Genomic DNA, 16395 nt, shown 5'->3' on the forward strand with positions numbered 1-16395 from the left:
TACATTGAGTAATGGAGGCTGCTAATGGAAGACCTGGAAAAGCTAATTGATAGTCTTGGTTTTAAAAAACAGATTCATCTTGAGGAGATGCCTTCAATTGATCTATATATGGATCAGGTGATTCAGCTTTTCGATCAAGCCTTCTCGCAAACGAGGCGGAACGAGGATGAAAAAATCCTCACGAAAACCATGATTAACAATTATGCTAAAGGCAATCTGTTTTTTCCTGTTAAAAAGAAAAAATATACCCGCGAGCATCTGATTTTAATCAGTCTTATCTACCAGCTGAAAGGTTCTTTATCGATTACAGACATAAAAGGGGTTTTAAGCGGCATCAATGATGGGGTGACGAAAGGCGACTTGGATCTCGAAGCCTTTTATTCGGCTTTTCTTTCTCTGTCAACTGAAAATGAACGCAATTTTCGAGAAGAAGCTAGGAAACGAAAAGAAGCAGCCGAGAAGGAAATTGAATTCATGCAAGGCGGAGACAAAGAGTTGGAAACGGTCCTCCTTATTGCATCGCTTGTCAATATGAGCAATATGTACAGGCGGCTAGCCGAAAAACTGGCCGACCTACTACAGGAGGAAGGCCCGGACCGCCGCGGCAACAACTAACCCATGGTATCGATTCAATGGTTCGAAGGCTTTAACAGAATTTTTTACAAACGAAAAAAGAACCTGGATCATCTGTCCAAGGTTCTTTCGCGCGTTGGTGCATTTATTAATTTGAAGATGTTAGAACACAGGTTTTCAGGTTAGTAAATCCCTTTAAATTACTCCATTCCCCTTTTAGGGACACAATTAGCAGAAAGGGTAATGGTAACTTTCGTGCCCTTGTTCAGCACACTTTTGAATTCCATCTTCCCATGATGGGCTTCAACAATTTTCGAGCTGACCGTAAGGCCGAGGCCTGTCCCTTTTTCCTTCGATGAATAAAAAGGCTCCCCGATTCTTTCAAGCCGTTCCTTTGATATCCCTATGCCATCGTCCGTGATGGACACTGTAACTTTCCCATCTTTCCCGCAGGCCGTTGAAATGGCCACTTTTCCGCCAGAATGTGAAGCATCAATCGCGTTTTTAATTAGATTGATAAAAAGCTGCTTTAATTGATTTGGTTCGCATTCAATCAGGCAGTGTTTTTCCCCGAAGGATGGAGTGATTCTAATGTCATGCATGGCGGCCTCCGGAGTTAACAGCGAGATGACATTTTTCAATAGTGAATGAAGGTCTGTTTGAACGAACTTGAGCTTCTGTGGTTTGGCGAGCAGCAACAGCTCGCTTGTAATATGATGAATCCGGTTCAGCTCGTCGGCCATAATCGAATAATAATACCGATGTTTTTCATCCTCTGATTTAAGCAGCTGGACAAAGCCGATTAATGACGTAAGCGGATTGCGGATTTCATGGGCAACACTTGCCGAAAGTTCGCCGACAATCGATAGCTTTTCCGACCGGCGCAATTTTTCCTCCGTTCTCCTTAGCTTTGTGACATCCCTTCCGTAGCCGATAATTCCCTTTGTTTCTCCGTGAATGACCATTGGGACCGAGGTGCATTCAAGAATAATTTTATCGCCGTTCTTCTTTTTAATATCAAATTCAATAAGCTTTGGTTTATTATTTTTGCTGACGATCGAGAAATAGTCCTCGAGCGCTTCCCGGTGCTTCCGGGGAATCAGTTTCTGGAAATGCCGTCCGATTATATCCTCGGGGTCGTACCCGGTCACTTCTTTGAATCGTGGGTTTAGGTCGATGAATCTGCCTTCGAGATCTGTCATATAAACGATATCAGGGCTGTATTCAAAAAGGGATTTATATTGCTGGCGGCTTTCTTCGAGGAGATTGATGAGCAGCCTTTTTTGGGTAATATCCCTTCCCATGATGACAAGGCCTTTTCGGGTTCCATCCGGATTGAAAAGAGGAACCTTTATCGTATCAAAAATCTTTCTTGTTCCGTTTGGGGAAATGAGCACTTCTTCGACACGGGTAATTTTCCGGTTTTGCCACGTTTCTTCATCGGACTTTTCACAATAAATAAGGGCGTTGGCATGATCGGCGCTAAAGGCAGCGAGTTCGGAATCCTTTTTTCCCCGGTAATCAACACCTTCGAGGCCGAAAAGTTTTAGGCCAAACTCATTTGCTTCGACCCACCTTCCCTCGCCATCCTTGAAATTTACGAAGTCTACCATCGAATTAATCAGGGTCGACAGCCGTTGCCTATCCATTCTTGCCGTATTGAGCTCCTCTGCCTTTTTGATGGCAAAATAAAAAACAATCCCTGTTGCAAGGACAAAAACTGTTTCTTTTATATGGCCGATTGCTCGAATGTAAGGAGTTGGTTCAAATTGGGCAAGCAGTAGATTTGTTCCGGCAATCCAAACAATACCGCAGACGATAAAATAAAAAATCAGCTTTTTTTTCTCCATAAAACCACTCCTGGAAAAATTGTTACCAACACGCCAATAAAAACGGAGAGCCATATACCAAAAAAGGTGCTATACAACTCCCTTATATCTTAGGCTCCATTTTTCGTTTCCTGTAAGGTTTCTTCCCTGATGCGTTCCAATCTTCAACTGCTCCAGACCCGAGCAGGACCCCAAGGAGAATCAGGATGAATCCGGCAAGGTGGGAGAAAGTAATTGTTTCATTAAGGAACATGGCCGCTCCTACAAGCGAGAAAAATGGGCTTAAATTGATGAAAATCGCCGACTCGGCAACCCCGACTTTGCTAATCGCCGAGTTGTAGGACATATGCCCGAGCGCGGTCGCAATGATGGCCGATCCGAAAAATATAGGCCACACGGAAGTAGAAGCAGAAGAGATTCCCCTGATGGCTCCAGGCTCCTGTACGATGCTGATAAGAAAGAGGATCAACGAACCAAATAAGAGCATGTACCCGGTCATAAGGCGCGCATCCATTGTTCTTGATACCTTTTTTATTAAAATAAAGCTGCCTGCCTGAGTCAGGATGGATAGGAATATGAACAAATCGCCAATCGAAATGGAACCGATTCCAAGGCTGTTTTCTAGGACGATAAACGAAACACCCAAAAGCCCCGCTAGGACCCCGCACAAGCGCGGCACAGTGAGGCGGGTGCCGAGGAAAATGGCGGCAAGTATCGCCGATAGCAATGGGCCGAGCCCAAGGATTAATCCAGCGTTTGAAGCGGTTGTTTTTGTCAAGCCGACCGATAGGAAATAATGGTGGCAAACAACATTAAAGATGCTTGCGATCAATGTATAGATAAGTTCGTTCCGGCTGGGCCGCCTGACCTTTTTTAAAAGGGCAAGTACGAGGAATACGGTAATTCCTGCCGTCAATACTCTAAGGGATGTAATGGTAACTGGAGTAAATTCCGTGACAATGATTTTAGTTGCAATGACATTCAATCCCCATGCGGCCATGACTGCTACAAGAATGGCATAAGTCTGGAGATGCTGTTTTCGATCCACTTTCTGTTTCCTTCTTTCCGATCTCCGTACAATGTCCGGAGCAATGATAAAGAGGGGAGGATGCTCAAAATCCTTCCCTCTTTCCCTTTGAATCCATGGAATTTAGTATAGCAGGTTTTTGAAAAACAGGCACAGCGAAAATTTTAAATGAATCTTTTTGGAGGGCTATTTTCGTTTCTTTTTACTACAACAGACCCGATGTTGGCCTTTTGGACTCCCTTGCCTATCTGGATAGCTTTCGGGGCGGAGTCTCGTACCGTCAGTTTTTTAATCGCAACCGCATCCGTGCAATTGTCGCCGCCAAATAATTTGATGTCCGCTCCCGCCGTCCGGAACCCGCTTACCGAAACATTGTCGAGAGCCACATTCCGTGAACGGTACTGAATGGCCATCACAGGTTCACCCCGGTAATCATAATCAGGGTCTCCAATTGCCGTAAAATGATTGATGGCGACATTCCGGTAACCCGAAACAACAAGCGCCCTAGGCTTTGAGTTTTCATAAAGAGCCGTGCGTATCGGAGCGATGGAAACGAGGTTCGTCGCCTTAATATTGAACGCAGTCTTCGAAACAGGGTCCGTACTTTTATGATGGCCAATATGCCTCCAATTGAAAGATCGGTTGTCGTTCACGGAAAGGTGGCCAATGATATGGACATTGGCGGCGGCTGAGGAATTTCCGTGCGCTTTAATTTCGACCCCGCCAAAGCACCGTGCCGAAGAATTATTGACGAGCCAAACATTCCGTGACCCGTCATCCGCTTCAAATCCGTTCGAATTGGAAAATCCCGTTTTATGGGCACGTCCGCTCGGGTCACACATATAACAATTTGAAATGAGGATGTTGTCACTATGATGGGTCGTTACGCCGTCATCGCCAAATCCGTACCCATTGAGCCCATCCAGCCAAATATAGTTACTGCCGCCCTTAGCCCGATAGCCGTCACCCGAATAATTATACATGGTCGAGGACACATCGAAGCAGTGTAGTCCGGGGTTGACCGCTTCCACATTCTTTACCCAACCGAACGTTACATTGGCGAAAAGCAGGCAGCTGGAAAAGTTATTGCCGGCCGCCGTTTTGATTTCATCCCCGAGCCGCTCCACATTCCAGTCAAGTGTCATACCCTCGACAAGGATATTCCGGTTTCCTTTCCAGTGGGAAGAATTCGTTACGAGCTGGGAGGACTTCGGCGCCTTGGCGTGGAGTTTGAGAATGGTTCTTCCTTTCCCCTCACCCACAAGGCATGTCCATGACGGCACCCGTATTTCACTCGTCACGAACACCCCTTTTGGAATCCTGACGGTCACACGCCCATTGCCAAGCGCTTTTTTGAAGGCTTCGGTATTGTCTGTCTTACCATCTCCCACCGCACCGAAGTCCTCGACATTCACTTCCCGCTTCGCAACCTCTTTTAAATGACTGTATTCCTCGTCAAGGAGGCCCTTCCAGGAAGGGTACACATGGCCAGCGGCATCCACAATCGTATTTGATTCGGACATGGCCGCCTTTGTTTTTTTTGCAAAAAAGAAAACGGGCATTGTTGTGAAAAATTGTTTGAGAATGCCTGATAGCGGCCTTTTTTGTTCCGGTTCAAAGGAGTAGCTCCCGGGGTCGGCGCTGTGCTCACTGAAAAGTTGTTCCGTCCGGGCAACCGCTTCCCCGATATCAGGGCTATCGTCCAAAAGTTGCGAGATGAGTTCGGCATTTTTACGGGGGTCATGGTTTTTATCTAGGTAGATCATATCCAGCCCTCCTTTGCTCAAAGAGAATGACACTATATAACTCAATTTTAACGCTCTATTGCTAATCAACAAAGTAGAACGGGACTAACCATCAGCGCAAAAACCCTCGCTGATGGAAGGTTCAGTGTATTATTTATTATTCCCGTCTGGTTCGGGGGTAATCCTGGTAAGGGGCAGGGCAACAGCCTGGGGCCCTGCCTCCTTAAAATTATATCGTTTAAAATTCGCCGTCAAAGGGTGTGAACGGGATGTTGAACCTGTTTTCAAGGAATCGGAGCCTCTGGTTCACCCTTGTAAGCCTGCGTGATACTCGTTCCAGTTGATTATTTAAACGTGTAATTTCCCTGCTTTGCCGATCATTTTCACGTTCAATCAGGCTAGCCCTCCTTTCAAGCTGGCGAATCCTCCGCTCGAGTTCCTGCGGCTGGCGGTTTGGATCCATTTGTCCGTAGGAAAATCCGCTATCCTGCTGCTGGTAGTAGTAAGGAAGATTCTCCTGGGACTGAAAGCCAAAAGAATAATCTGGCTGCTGCGGGAAATTACCGGAAAAGTCGTGCATGTAAGGCTGTTGTGCTCCTTCATAAAAAGTAGGTCCCTGCTCGTAAGGGTTGTTCATGGCATGGCCGTATTCAAAGGCTCCTTGCTGTTGTGGAAACAATGGGCATTCTCCTTTTTTTGTAGTAGGTGAAAGTCCCTATACAGTATGCCCGGGTTAGGATAAAGCCACGGCTTCCGCCCATTCCTTTTTAAAGGGAGTGGCAATTGGTGGTGGCCCCCACCTCATTTAAGACGGATATAGGTATTTTCATTTTTTGCAGGTAATTCCCCTCGATTTTCCACAAAATGTCCAATGTGGCCGCGGACGGCTTCCGCTTCGCATCTTTACTCTTACTTTGTTAAAATAAGAAGGATAATCAAAATTATGCGTTAGATAATTTTGCGGACGTAAATTCACGTGAGTATCAGGGGGGCGGCTATGGCTATGAATCTCGAAAAAATGCTGATCGAAAAAACGTATTATGAAAGTTTTATGGAGGGCAATGAAGAGAAACATCCGGGATTCGTCTTGGCGGAAGCGTACCTGGATGCGAGGCAAAAAGGGGGGAAGGGGCTTCCGGAAATCAGGTTCGCGCAGGGGGAAGTGTACTTTGCCTTCCGTGATTATGAGGGGGCTATCCATAAGTGGGAAGGGAGCGATGGCCCACTTAGGCAATGGGCTGTGAAAAATACTGCGGATGCCTTTTACGAGCTTGGTGAGCTGGCCAATGCGGAAGACCTTTACAAATCGGTTGAAACGATGAATACTTCCCTAAAAGCCGAGGTCGCGCTTCAACTATTCTCGCTTTATATTGAAAAAGGCAAGGAAGATGCCGCTTCGGAGACGATTAAGGGATTGATTTCCGAAAATCCCGGCTACCCGGACGCGGCAAACCTGGCACGTTCGTTTTTCGAAGGCCGCGCGGATTGGGATAGTGCAACGGAACTGGCGGCTAATGAAATCGTCAGGACCAAGTCGGCAGAATGGGCGGATATCCTTATTTCCTACGTTGATAGGGACGCAACTGCTTCTTATGCTCCGGTTTATTTTAATAAAGTCCTTACCGTTCTTTACGAGACAGATCAAAACAGGTTTGGCGAGCTTGCGGCGGCTCTTTGGAAAACCTACCGTGGAAGCGAAGCGTATTTTGCCTGGATTGAGGAATTCAACGCACTCCTAGCCAGTTTTGGAAGGCTACCCGTGGGGAATTGGCCGGAATTATCGCTGCTATACAAGGAAGCTTATCTGGACTTTACCACTTCAGGAAACTACTCGATTCAGTCGTTGGCGCCAATTATGCCATCACTGCTATCGAACTGGCTGGCGATAGAGGACAAGCGGACAAATGGACTGGCAGCATCAGCCCTGCTAGCCTGGAGCGGACGGTTCCCTGCCGGAATTTCCGCTGAAGCAATTGAGGCTGCGGAATCCTCACTTGCCCACTCGAAGCGGACTGAGAACGACTTTGCGGAGGGCCTTGCGCTCATTTCTGAAATTTCCGCATGGGCTGAGGGCCAAGGCATGCAAATCAGCCCCCGCATGGAGTGGATTGCGGGTGAACTGGCCAACTTCAGGACAAGGCATGTTGTTACAGCGGGCCTTGAGGGGAACGGAAAAGCCCATGTCCTCAAACAGATTCTCGGGGATTCGTATACGGAAGCGGAAATGATCGCTTCCACTGCGCTTGCTTTCCAATACCGCGATGAAGCCGCTGTCAGCATAGTTACAGACGAGAGTGTTATCGAGGGAGAAGAACTCGGTGAGCTAGAAGGAACAGAAAATGAAAATAGTATTTACGCATTCTCGTTGCCTGTACCATTTTTAAAGGACTCTGGCTTGTCCATCATCGACTTGCCGGAATTTGATGGCGATCATGTAAACGCAGACCACTTTGACTATATTGGACTGGCGGATAGCCTGTTCTTTACAGTTGATGCTTCCAATCCACTGACGGCCGCGGAACGGCTGGTACTCGGCCAAATCCGCGAACAGGCGCCTGGGTTGCCGATCCATTTTATGCTGACCCAAACCGGAGAGCCTGATCCCCACGCATTTGAACAGGCGGCAATGTTGATTAAAGGATCATTCCCGAATTCAGAGGTGATTAAGGCAGGGCCTGCCCCCGATCGGGAACGTTTATTTGAAAGCATTGTAAAAGCGGCTGTAATCGGCACTCCGGAACGGAGCATTCTTGGCAGCAGGACTGATAAACTGCTTCTGCTAATCAGGAAAACATTGGACCACCTACTTTTCCAAAGGACCGAGCAAGAAAAAGGAATTCAGGCTGAGATTGAAAACAAGGAACAGATGGCGGCAAAGCTGACTGGCGCAATCCACCAGCTCGGGGACATCGAAGCGGAAAGTATCGAAAAGATGCGGAAGTCCTACCGGAAGCGTATAGATGAAGCAAAAGCGGATGCATTGGCAGATATTCCGGAACTTCTTCGGGGCACTGCAGATTTCCTGAAGGAGGACAGTGACTTCAGGACGGTCCATCTCAGCCTGAATGATGAGATGAACAGGCGATTGAACGTCTATCTTAATGAAACCGCCCTTCCGAAATTGCGGACATCACTCGGGGAGTGGATGGAGGAAACCAACTCGGAGCTTTCCAGGATTCAGGAGTTCCTCGATGAAATGGCCGAGAGTTTCAATTCCCTGTATGGCAGCGATTGGATCAGGTTAGATTGTGATTTCCGCGTACTTGATGATTGGCAAAGGGATATCGGCCGCATGGCAAACAGCTATCAGTTGGACAAGGTAAATGTCCTTCTTAGAAGGACTCCGTCACAAATCTTTTTGAAAGGTGCAGGCAAGCTCCTGGGCGCGCTGCCGCAAAACAGTGCGATGCTTTATCACCGTTATAAAAATTTTGTGGAGAATGAAGACTACCTTGATACAGCCAGGCTTGTGAATGACCGCTTTTTCATGCAATTCGATTTGTTTGAAAAAGCAATTGCGAGGGACCTTTCACTCTTCTTCCTTAATCCGCACCAGATTTTGCAAGGAACACTTGCGACAACCCAGGAAGAGCTTGCCCAAAGCAGGCAGAAAGCTGCGGATATGAAGAAAAATCCCGCAAAATTCCACGATCCGATGGCACTTTTCGGAATCAGGCTCAGGCAACTGGAATGGCTGGAGATCGCAGGGCGGGGAAACAATTAATTTAATTTCATTAAATCCCTTCGGCAAGATGCCGAGGGGATTTCTTTTATGTCCTTCAAAATAAAGATATCCTTTCTGTTTTGGTTGGCAATCCTATATAATGTGGATATTCAATAACACAGTAAATTGAGGTTCGTTATGAAAACAAACTTGGGTAAATTGACCGCACGACTTTCATCTGTCCAAATTATTGTGCTCTACTACCTTTCAGCAATCATAATCTCAACGTTCTTGCTCATGATGCCGATCACGTTAAAGGAAAATGTAAAGCTGCCCTTTATTGATGCTTTGTTTACCGCCGTCAGCGCGGTAAGCGTTACCGGACTGTCAACGATTTCCCTGCAAGATACACTCAGCTATCCCGGAACATTTATCATGGCGTTCATCTTGCAAATCGGCGGCGTCGGCGTTATGACGCTTGGTACATTTGTCTGGATTATTTTAGGGAAAAAAATCGGCCTGAAGGAACGGATGCTCATCATGGCCGACCAAAACCAGTCAGCCCTCTCCGGAATGGTAAATTTGCTGCAGGGAATTCTTGTCATGATTGTTGTGATTGAACTAATTGGGGCAATCATATTGGGGATCCATTTCATGGACTATTTCCCAACTTGGCAAGAGGCCTTCTTACAGGGGTTTTTTGCTTCTGTCAGTGCTACAACGAATGCCGGTTTCGACATAACAGGTGAGTCACTGATTCCGTTTGCCAAAGATTATTTTGTCCAAACGGTCAATATCCTCCTAATTATCGTCGGGGCTATTGGGTTCCCTGTCCTTCTTGAATTCAGGGAGTACCTTGCTCATCGCAGAAAAAAGCGCCAGTTCCGTTTCACCCTTTTTACGAAAATAGCGGTAAGCACCTTTGCGGCCTTGCTCGTATTCGGTACGGTTTTCATTTATATTTTTGAATCGAACCAGCTTTTTTCCGATAAAACTTGGCACGAGGCATTTTTCTATTCCGCTTTCCATTCGTCCACAACCAGGAGTGCCGGCTTGTCAACAATTGATATCAATGAGTTCTCCACGCCGACACAGCTGTTGTTTTGCTTGCTTATGTTTATCGGGGCTTCGCCAAGCAGTACCGGGGGAGGGATAAGGACTACTACGTTTACGATCGCGTTGCTTGCCATTATTTCATATGCGCGGGGCAATAACACAATTAAGGTTTTTAACCGTGAGATTATGCCGGAGGATATCGTTAAATCATTTATTGTCATCACAACGGCTTTCCTGATTTGCGGATTTTCAGTAATTTTTATGACATTTATTGAGCCTTCGTTTTCAATAAAGGAAATAATATTCGAAGTTTCATCCGCATTCGGAACGACCGGTTTGTCCCTCGGCATCACTCCGGAACTTGGACCGCTCGGAAAATCGGTTTTGATGGTGCTGATGTTCATAGGAAGGATTGGCATTTTCTCGTTCCTGTTTATGCTGAGAGGGAAACCGAAGAAGGAAAAGTTCCATTATTCTAGGGAGCGTGTCATTATCGGGTAAAGGGAATTGATTTTTTAAAAAACAACAGAAAAGGGAGGAAGCATTGGGCTCCTCCCTTTTTATATACTAGAAAATTGAACCTTGTGGATAACTCGAAATAAGTTATGTAATCCAGCTCCAGCGCCTAGCCCCTCGAGGTCATAAGCCGGTTCCCTCCGGAGGGCAGGCCCGTCCTGCGGGCCCCGTCTTATGCTGGTCGGGGCTGCCCAAGGCGCTTCCGCATTTTGATTAGTGGGCACTGCTTTTTGAGAGCTGTACCCGCCGGGTGACGGCCAATAATGTCAACCCGCTGATAAGCAAAAGGGCACTTGTCACGATGAAGACTGAAGCGAATCCAAGGCTGCCCGCAAGGAATCCGCCGAGCACAGGGCCCACGATATTTCCTAGGAAGCGCAGGCTTGTATTGTAGCCGAGCACTTCCCCTTGAATCGCAATGGGTGCTTCCTGGCGAATATAGGCCATCCGGACAGGGATAATCCCGCCCGTCGTTATGCCGAGCCCGAACCGGATGAGGATGAGCTGCCACACTTCCGTTACAAAAGCTCCCAATGTATAGATCGCTGCTCCTGATAAGAGCAGGATAATCAGGATATTTAAATACCCTTTCCTGTCGGCAAGATCGCCCCATTTTCTCGCCATCATTAAATTTCCGACTCCGGCAGCCGAGAAGGCAAGCCCTGAAATGAAGGCGAGATTCTCCGGACCGTGCAATTCGCTGACAAAAAGCGCCAGGATTGGCTGGATGCTGAAGAGGGCAACCTGAATCAGCATCGAAATGAACAGGACGGTTGCAAGTGCAGGGTTCCCGAGGATGTGATGAATAACTTCCATTCTTGTATAATACGTTTTCTTATTTTCTTTCGAGGTGAGTTTATGTTCACGGGCTGAGAAAATAAGGATAACTGAAATTAGAATAATCGCGGACGTTCCTTTAAACGTAAGCGCATAGCCGAACGAATCGGCTAGAAAACCGCCAATCAGAGGGCCGAGCAGTGTACCGGCAATGCTTCCGGTCTGCAAAGTGCCCAAAACCTTTCCTGCCATATGCTTCGGGGTCTGGGTCGAAATGAACGCCTGGGTAATGGAAACCATTCCCGCGAAAAACCCCATGAATAGGCGGAGGGTAAAGAGCTGCCAGACAGTCTCGACAACCCCCATTAGGAAAAGCGAGACCGACATGCCCATCCCGAGAACGATAAGAATCCTTTTCCTTCCGTATCTATCCCCGAGCCTGCCGAGGACGGGAGAGAAAAGGAAGGCTGTCACGAATGTAGCCGCAAATGTAATGCCTGCCCAATGCTGGACGTAAGTTTCGGAGAAGTTCCCGAGTGTATTAATATAAAGGGAGATAAACGGGAGTACCATTGTCATGCTGCCGCCAACAAAGAAGTTCGAAAACCACATAATCATTAAATTCCGCTTTAATAATCTTTCCTCATCCACACTGGATCCACTTCTTTCTTGTTGCCGTTATTGAGGCGAACCAGGGTATGTTTCCTGCTCTTTTGTGGGTTTACCCCTTAAAGGTTGGTGGTGCAAATTATTTCGCCTCCCTAAATATAATAACAGAAAATTTCAATCATTTAAATATCGGTCATTTATATTTCACATTTTTTTCTAAAAATTAATCCCTTAGAAATATCTTTTCAGTTTCATGTTAAAAAAGTATATAATAACTAGAACTATTTACGTCATTTGGAGTGGTAGAAATGGACAAGCAGAGCAGTGAACTATATGGCGTAATGGAAGTTTGCATGACCGCAGGAAAAATCATGCTTCAAAGCGGAGCAGAAACATACCGTGTTGAGGATACAATGAGCCGGATTGCGTCAGCATTCGGTTTAGAAAAATCACATAGTTATGTCGTTCCCACGGGGATTATTTTTACAGTAGAAGATGGTGGGCCGGGAATCACAAAGCTTATCCGTATTTCTCAGCGTTCGACTGATTTGCAAAAGGTGACACTCGTAAATGCTGTTTCAAGAAGAATAAGCAATGGAGAAATCGACCTTAATGAGGCTGCGAATCTTCTCGCCGGGATTGATGAAATGAGCCACACGTTTCCGTTAGCTATGCAGACCGCGGCTGCCTCGTTCGCCAGTGGCTGCTTTATGATTATGTTCAATGGTGTCTGGATGGATTTTATTCCTGCGCTTATAGCAGGGGCCCTTGGGTTTTTAACAGTGAGCTATTTAGAAGAAATTGTCCCGATTAAGTTTTTCGCGGAGTTTTGTGGTTCGTTGGTAATTGGGATTGTTTCATATCTGCTTGTTAAAGCCGGGTTTGGAGTCCAGCTCGATACAATTATTATTGGATCGGTCATGCCGCTTGTTCCGGGACTCTTGTTAACGAATGCTGTGCGGGATTTAATCGCAGGCCACCTCGTAGCCGGGATTTCTAAAGGGGGGGAGGCTGCTTTGACCGCATTTGCCATTGGGTCGGGCGTGGCCATCGTCCTGATGCTATTATAAGGAAGGGAGCATTACGATTGGAACTGATTGAACAGCTCATAACGAGCTTCTTTGCGACAGCGGCTTTTGGCATCCTCTTCAATGCCCCCCGAAATGCACTTTTAAAATGTGGATTTGTCGGAATGACTGGCTGGCTCGTTTATTACTTTTTGGAGAAAAACACCTCGAATGTAGTTTCCGCTACCTTGGCCGCGGCGTTTGTCGTCGGATTTATCAGCCATATGCTAGCAAAACAATACAGGGGTCCTGTTATTATATTTAGCGTTGCCGGAATTATCCCTCTTGTTCCCGGTGGAACGTTCTATAATGCTATGCGCCATTTTGTTGTGATTGATTACAATTCCGCTTTAAGCCTTGCGGGGAGGGCTTTCCTGATTTCCGGAGCGATTGCGATGGGTCTTGTTTTTTCCGAAGCGTTAAACCATATATACAAGCATATAAATTCATCGAGCAAATGATCCAAATCAGTTTGTTTTTTTAAAGCCATTTAACCTTACGCTAAAGAATAATAGTACATAAAAATTTATTCCGCCCTTAGGGGTGGCTTTTTTTTGCCTGGAGATTGACTTAACTAATGGCATTAGTTATTATTTAACTAATACCATTAGTTTAAAGGGTGATAACCATGAAAATAACAAAGGAAGGCTCGTTCTATCAACTTGCTTTTTTGCCCAGGCTTTTTCCGGTAAACTGCTATCTTGTTGAGGAGGAAGAAGGTCTTACGCTTGTGGATGCGGCTTTGCCGTATAGCGCGAAGGGAATACTGGAGGAGGCCGACCGAATTGGTAAGCCGATTACAAAAATTGTCCTGACGCATGCCCATGAGGACCATGTCGGCGCGCTTGATTCGCTAAAACGTGAATTGGTGAATGTCCCAGTTTATATTTCGAGAAGGGATGCGCGATTAATGGAAGATGACCGGAGCCTGGATGGGCAAGAAAGCCAAACACCGATTAAAGGGGGAATTCCGAAAAAGCTTATGGCAAGGCCGGACTACCTTCTTGAAGATGGGGAACGTGTAGGTTCGTTGCGGGCAATCCATGTGCCGGGCCATACGCCAGGCTCAATGGCATTTTTTGATGAAATATCCGGCGCCCTCATAGGTGGAGATGCTTTCCAGACAAGGGGGGGAGTCGCTGTCGCCGGTGACTTATTGCCGCTGTTTCCATTCCCGGCTTTTGGAACATGGTGCGGGAAAACGGCACTGGAGAGCGGAAGGAAGCTTGTCTCATTGAAACCAAGCTTACTCGCGTGCGGCCATGGGCAAATGCTGAAGGAACCCTTAGGAGAAATGGCAAAAGCAATTAGCCGGTTTGAACGCCGGATTGATAAAGGAGTGTAGAAAATGTCACCGAGGCCCAAAACTGCCCTTGACATAGATGCGATCATCCATACTGCGGCCGAATTGGCGGATCAAAAGGGCTTTGGGGAAGTAACCTTAGCCAATCTCGCGAAGGAATTGAAAATCAAGTCTCCATCCCTCTATAACCATATTGATGGCCTGCCGGGACTAAAAAAAGAGCTAGCGATTTACGGATTAAACACTCTCTATGAGGCGCTGGCCCATTCCAGGGAACCATTTTCGGAAAAAGATGCTGTTCTAGCCTTAAGCCGTGGTTATGTGGATTTTGCTAGGAAACACCCGGGAGTGTATGAGGCGACCTTCAATGCGCCTGATCCCACCGACCCGGAAGTACAAGAAGCAGGGAGCAAAATTGTCGGACTTGTCCTCGAAACCCTTAAGTCGTTTCCTTTGGATGAGGAGGAAGCCCTCCATGCCGTCCGTGGGTTGCGCAGTATGATCCATGGCTTCTGTTCCCTTGAACAAAAAGGGGGATTCGGCCTGGATCTAAGCCTTGATGCAAGCCTTTCTTTTATGGTTGAAGCTTTTTTGGCGGGGATCTCCAATGGTAGGAAGTAATTCAAGCGGCAAATAGATTGTTTCGGAAAATAGAGGGTGAAGGGAAAATATTGTAGCGGTTGTCCACCCGTGTTAAAATTTAGATAATTTGAAAAGTTGGCTGCGCTTGTGCGCGTGGCTTTTGGAGGGGTGGGCAGCGTGGTGGATTTTACAGAAAGATATTTTACCATGAATGAAGAACAGGCCATTGAGTATACGAAAGCAAAGTTGGGGTTTTTCCCGGCGGATGCTGAATTATCATGTAAGGAAATTGGCGATGGCAATTTAAATTATGTATTTCGTGTTGTTGACCGCAAAAGCGGAAAATCGATCATCATAAAGCAGGCAGGTCCGGTTGCAAGGATATCGGATGAATTTAAGCTATCCCCGGACAGGAACCGCATTGAAAGCGAAATCCTTTCGCTTCAGGATAAGCTTGCCCCTGGATTTGTGCCGAAGATGTACCATTATGACCCACTTATGAACTGCTGTGTAATGGAGGATTTATCCGACCACGAAATTATGCGGGGCGCCCTCATGAAGCATAAGCAATTTCCGTTGTTCGCGGATCACATTTCGACGTTCATGGCCCAAACACTTTTGCTGACATCCGACGTGGCGCTGGGGCATAAGGAGAAAAAGGAACTTGTAAAATCATTCATCAATCCGGAGCTTTGTGAGATATCCGAGGACCTTGTCTATACCGAGCCGTTTTATGATTGCCCAAGAAACGATGTATTTCCGGCTTCCCGGGATTTCGTAAAGGAATTGATATGGGAAGATAAAAAGCTCGCCTTTGAGACGGCAAAACTGAAATTTGAATTCATGACGAATGCGCAATCCCTCATCCATGGTGACCTTCATACCGGTTCCATTTTTATAAAAGAAGATTCAACAAAGGTCATTGATCCGGAATTCGCTTTTTATGGCCCCGCTGGCTATGATGTCGGCAATGTCGTGGCCAACCTGATATTTGCCTACGTGAATGCGCTGTTTACTGGCCCGTCGGATCAGGTAGAATACCTGGAGCGCACCATTTCCGAAGTAATCGACCTGTTTAAAGAAAAGTTTATGGCATTGTGGGAAGAGAAGGCAGTCGAGCGCACCGCCCGCTACGAAGGATTCAAAGAGTATTACCTTGATTCAATCCTACGGGATACAGCAGCGGTGGCGGGTCTGGAGCTATGCAGGCGAATCATCGGCCTGGCCCATGTAAAAGACATTACATCGATTGAACATCCGGAAACACGGGTTAAGGCCGAAAAAATCTGCCTCACCGCCGGGAAGGAATTTATCCTGAATCGTGAATCATTTAAAGCGGGACGGGATTTTGCGAAAACCATCCGTGAAAGCGCTGCGTTATTTTCGAGGTAAGCAAGGTTTGAGTCAAAGGGAAATGAATTGGAATACGGGCATCCGCCAATTTTGGCGGGTGTTTTTTGTCGTTAAAGGAAAACCCACTCGGTGCAAATCTAGGATGCGTGACAATATTCGGCTATTTTTCGAAAAGGAAGTCACTCAAACCCGGATGAGTGACATTGATTGGGCAAAATACGAAAAGGAAGTCACTCAAACCCGGATGAGAGTCAAGTCCATATTTTTGTGTAAAAGTGTTAAGCACGATTTCAA

The 16395-nt window shown here is 46.6% G+C and carries 13 protein-coding genes; 8 read left to right on the forward strand and 5 right to left on the reverse strand.

The window, feature by feature from the left end; genetic code table 11:
• Window positions 1-24 precede the first annotated feature (24 nt).
• Window positions 25-615, forward strand: a complete 591-nt coding sequence (locus RB160_RS13060) for a DUF1836 domain-containing protein (RefSeq protein WP_316570868.1) — start codon at window positions 25-27, stop codon at window positions 613-615.
• A gap of 158 nt (window positions 616-773) precedes the next feature.
• On the opposite strand, the gene RB160_RS13065 is transcribed toward RB160_RS13060, so the two are convergent.
• The 4 genes from RB160_RS13065 to RB160_RS13080 form a co-directional block, all read right to left on the reverse strand.
• Window positions 774-2423 carry a PAS domain-containing sensor histidine kinase gene (locus RB160_RS13065; protein WP_316570869.1) on the reverse strand — a complete coding sequence of 550 codons (1650 nt, stop codon included), beginning with the start codon at window positions 2421-2423 and terminating at the stop codon, window positions 774-776.
• An 82-nt stretch (window positions 2424-2505) separates the two neighbouring features.
• On the reverse strand, window positions 2506-3450 hold the full coding sequence (locus RB160_RS13070) for a DMT family transporter (protein WP_316570870.1): 945 nt from the start codon (window positions 3448-3450) through the stop codon (window positions 2506-2508).
• A gap of 143 nt (window positions 3451-3593) precedes the next feature.
• Window positions 3594-5195 carry a glycosyl hydrolase family 28-related protein gene (locus RB160_RS13075; protein ID WP_316570871.1) on the reverse strand — a complete coding sequence of 534 codons (1602 nt, stop codon included), beginning with the start codon at window positions 5193-5195 and terminating at the stop codon, window positions 3594-3596.
• A gap of 217 nt (window positions 5196-5412) precedes the next feature.
• Window positions 5413-5853 carry a hypothetical protein gene (locus tag RB160_RS13080; RefSeq protein ID WP_396954716.1) on the reverse strand — a complete coding sequence of 147 codons (441 nt, stop codon included), beginning with the start codon at window positions 5851-5853 and terminating at the stop codon, window positions 5413-5415.
• 318 nt (window positions 5854-6171) lie between these two features.
• Here RB160_RS13080 and RB160_RS13085 point away from each other — a divergent pair, with 318 nt between their 5' ends.
• Entirely contained in the window at window positions 6172-8898 is a 2727-nt protein-coding gene (locus RB160_RS13085; RefSeq protein WP_316570872.1) for a tetratricopeptide repeat protein, read from the forward strand.
• Between the two features lie 138 nt (window positions 8899-9036).
• Window positions 9037-10395: a TrkH family potassium uptake protein gene (locus RB160_RS13090; protein WP_316570873.1), complete on the forward strand. Its 1359-nt coding sequence runs from the start codon at window positions 9037-9039 to the stop codon at window positions 10393-10395.
• A gap of 228 nt (window positions 10396-10623) precedes the next feature.
• On the opposite strand, the gene RB160_RS13095 is transcribed toward RB160_RS13090, so the two are convergent.
• Window positions 10624-11838, reverse strand: coding sequence for an MFS transporter (locus RB160_RS13095; RefSeq protein WP_316570874.1), 1215 nt, complete (start codon window positions 11836-11838; stop codon window positions 10624-10626).
• Window positions 11839-12104: 266 nt separating this feature from the next.
• Here RB160_RS13095 and RB160_RS13100 point away from each other — a divergent pair, with 266 nt between their 5' ends.
• The 5 genes from RB160_RS13100 (at window position 12105) to mtnK (ending at window position 16140) form a co-directional block, all read left to right on the forward strand.
• Window positions 12105-12866 carry a threonine/serine exporter family protein gene (locus tag RB160_RS13100; protein WP_316570875.1) on the forward strand — a complete coding sequence of 254 codons (762 nt, stop codon included), beginning with the start codon at window positions 12105-12107 and terminating at the stop codon, window positions 12864-12866.
• 17 nt (window positions 12867-12883) lie between these two features.
• Complete coding sequence (locus RB160_RS13105; RefSeq protein WP_316570876.1) at window positions 12884-13324, forward strand: threonine/serine exporter family protein; 441 nt, start codon at window positions 12884-12886, stop codon at window positions 13322-13324.
• Between the two features lie 167 nt (window positions 13325-13491).
• The gene (locus RB160_RS13110) at window positions 13492-14208 is read left to right on the forward strand and encodes an MBL fold metallo-hydrolase (protein ID WP_316570877.1); all 717 of its coding nucleotides are present in this window, start codon (window positions 13492-13494) and stop codon (window positions 14206-14208) included.
• Window positions 14209-14211: 3 nt separating this feature from the next.
• Complete coding sequence (locus tag RB160_RS13115; protein WP_316570878.1) at window positions 14212-14787, forward strand: TetR/AcrR family transcriptional regulator; 576 nt, start codon at window positions 14212-14214, stop codon at window positions 14785-14787.
• 168 nt (window positions 14788-14955) lie between these two features.
• Window positions 14956-16140, forward strand: a complete 1185-nt coding sequence (mtnK, locus tag RB160_RS13120; protein WP_396954718.1) for an S-methyl-5-thioribose kinase — start codon at window positions 14956-14958, stop codon at window positions 16138-16140.
• Window positions 16141-16395 lie beyond the last annotated feature (255 nt).

Source organism: Neobacillus sp. YIM B06451 (assembly GCF_032667185.1).
GTDB lineage: Bacteria > Bacillota > Bacilli > Bacillales > Cytobacillaceae > Bacillus_D.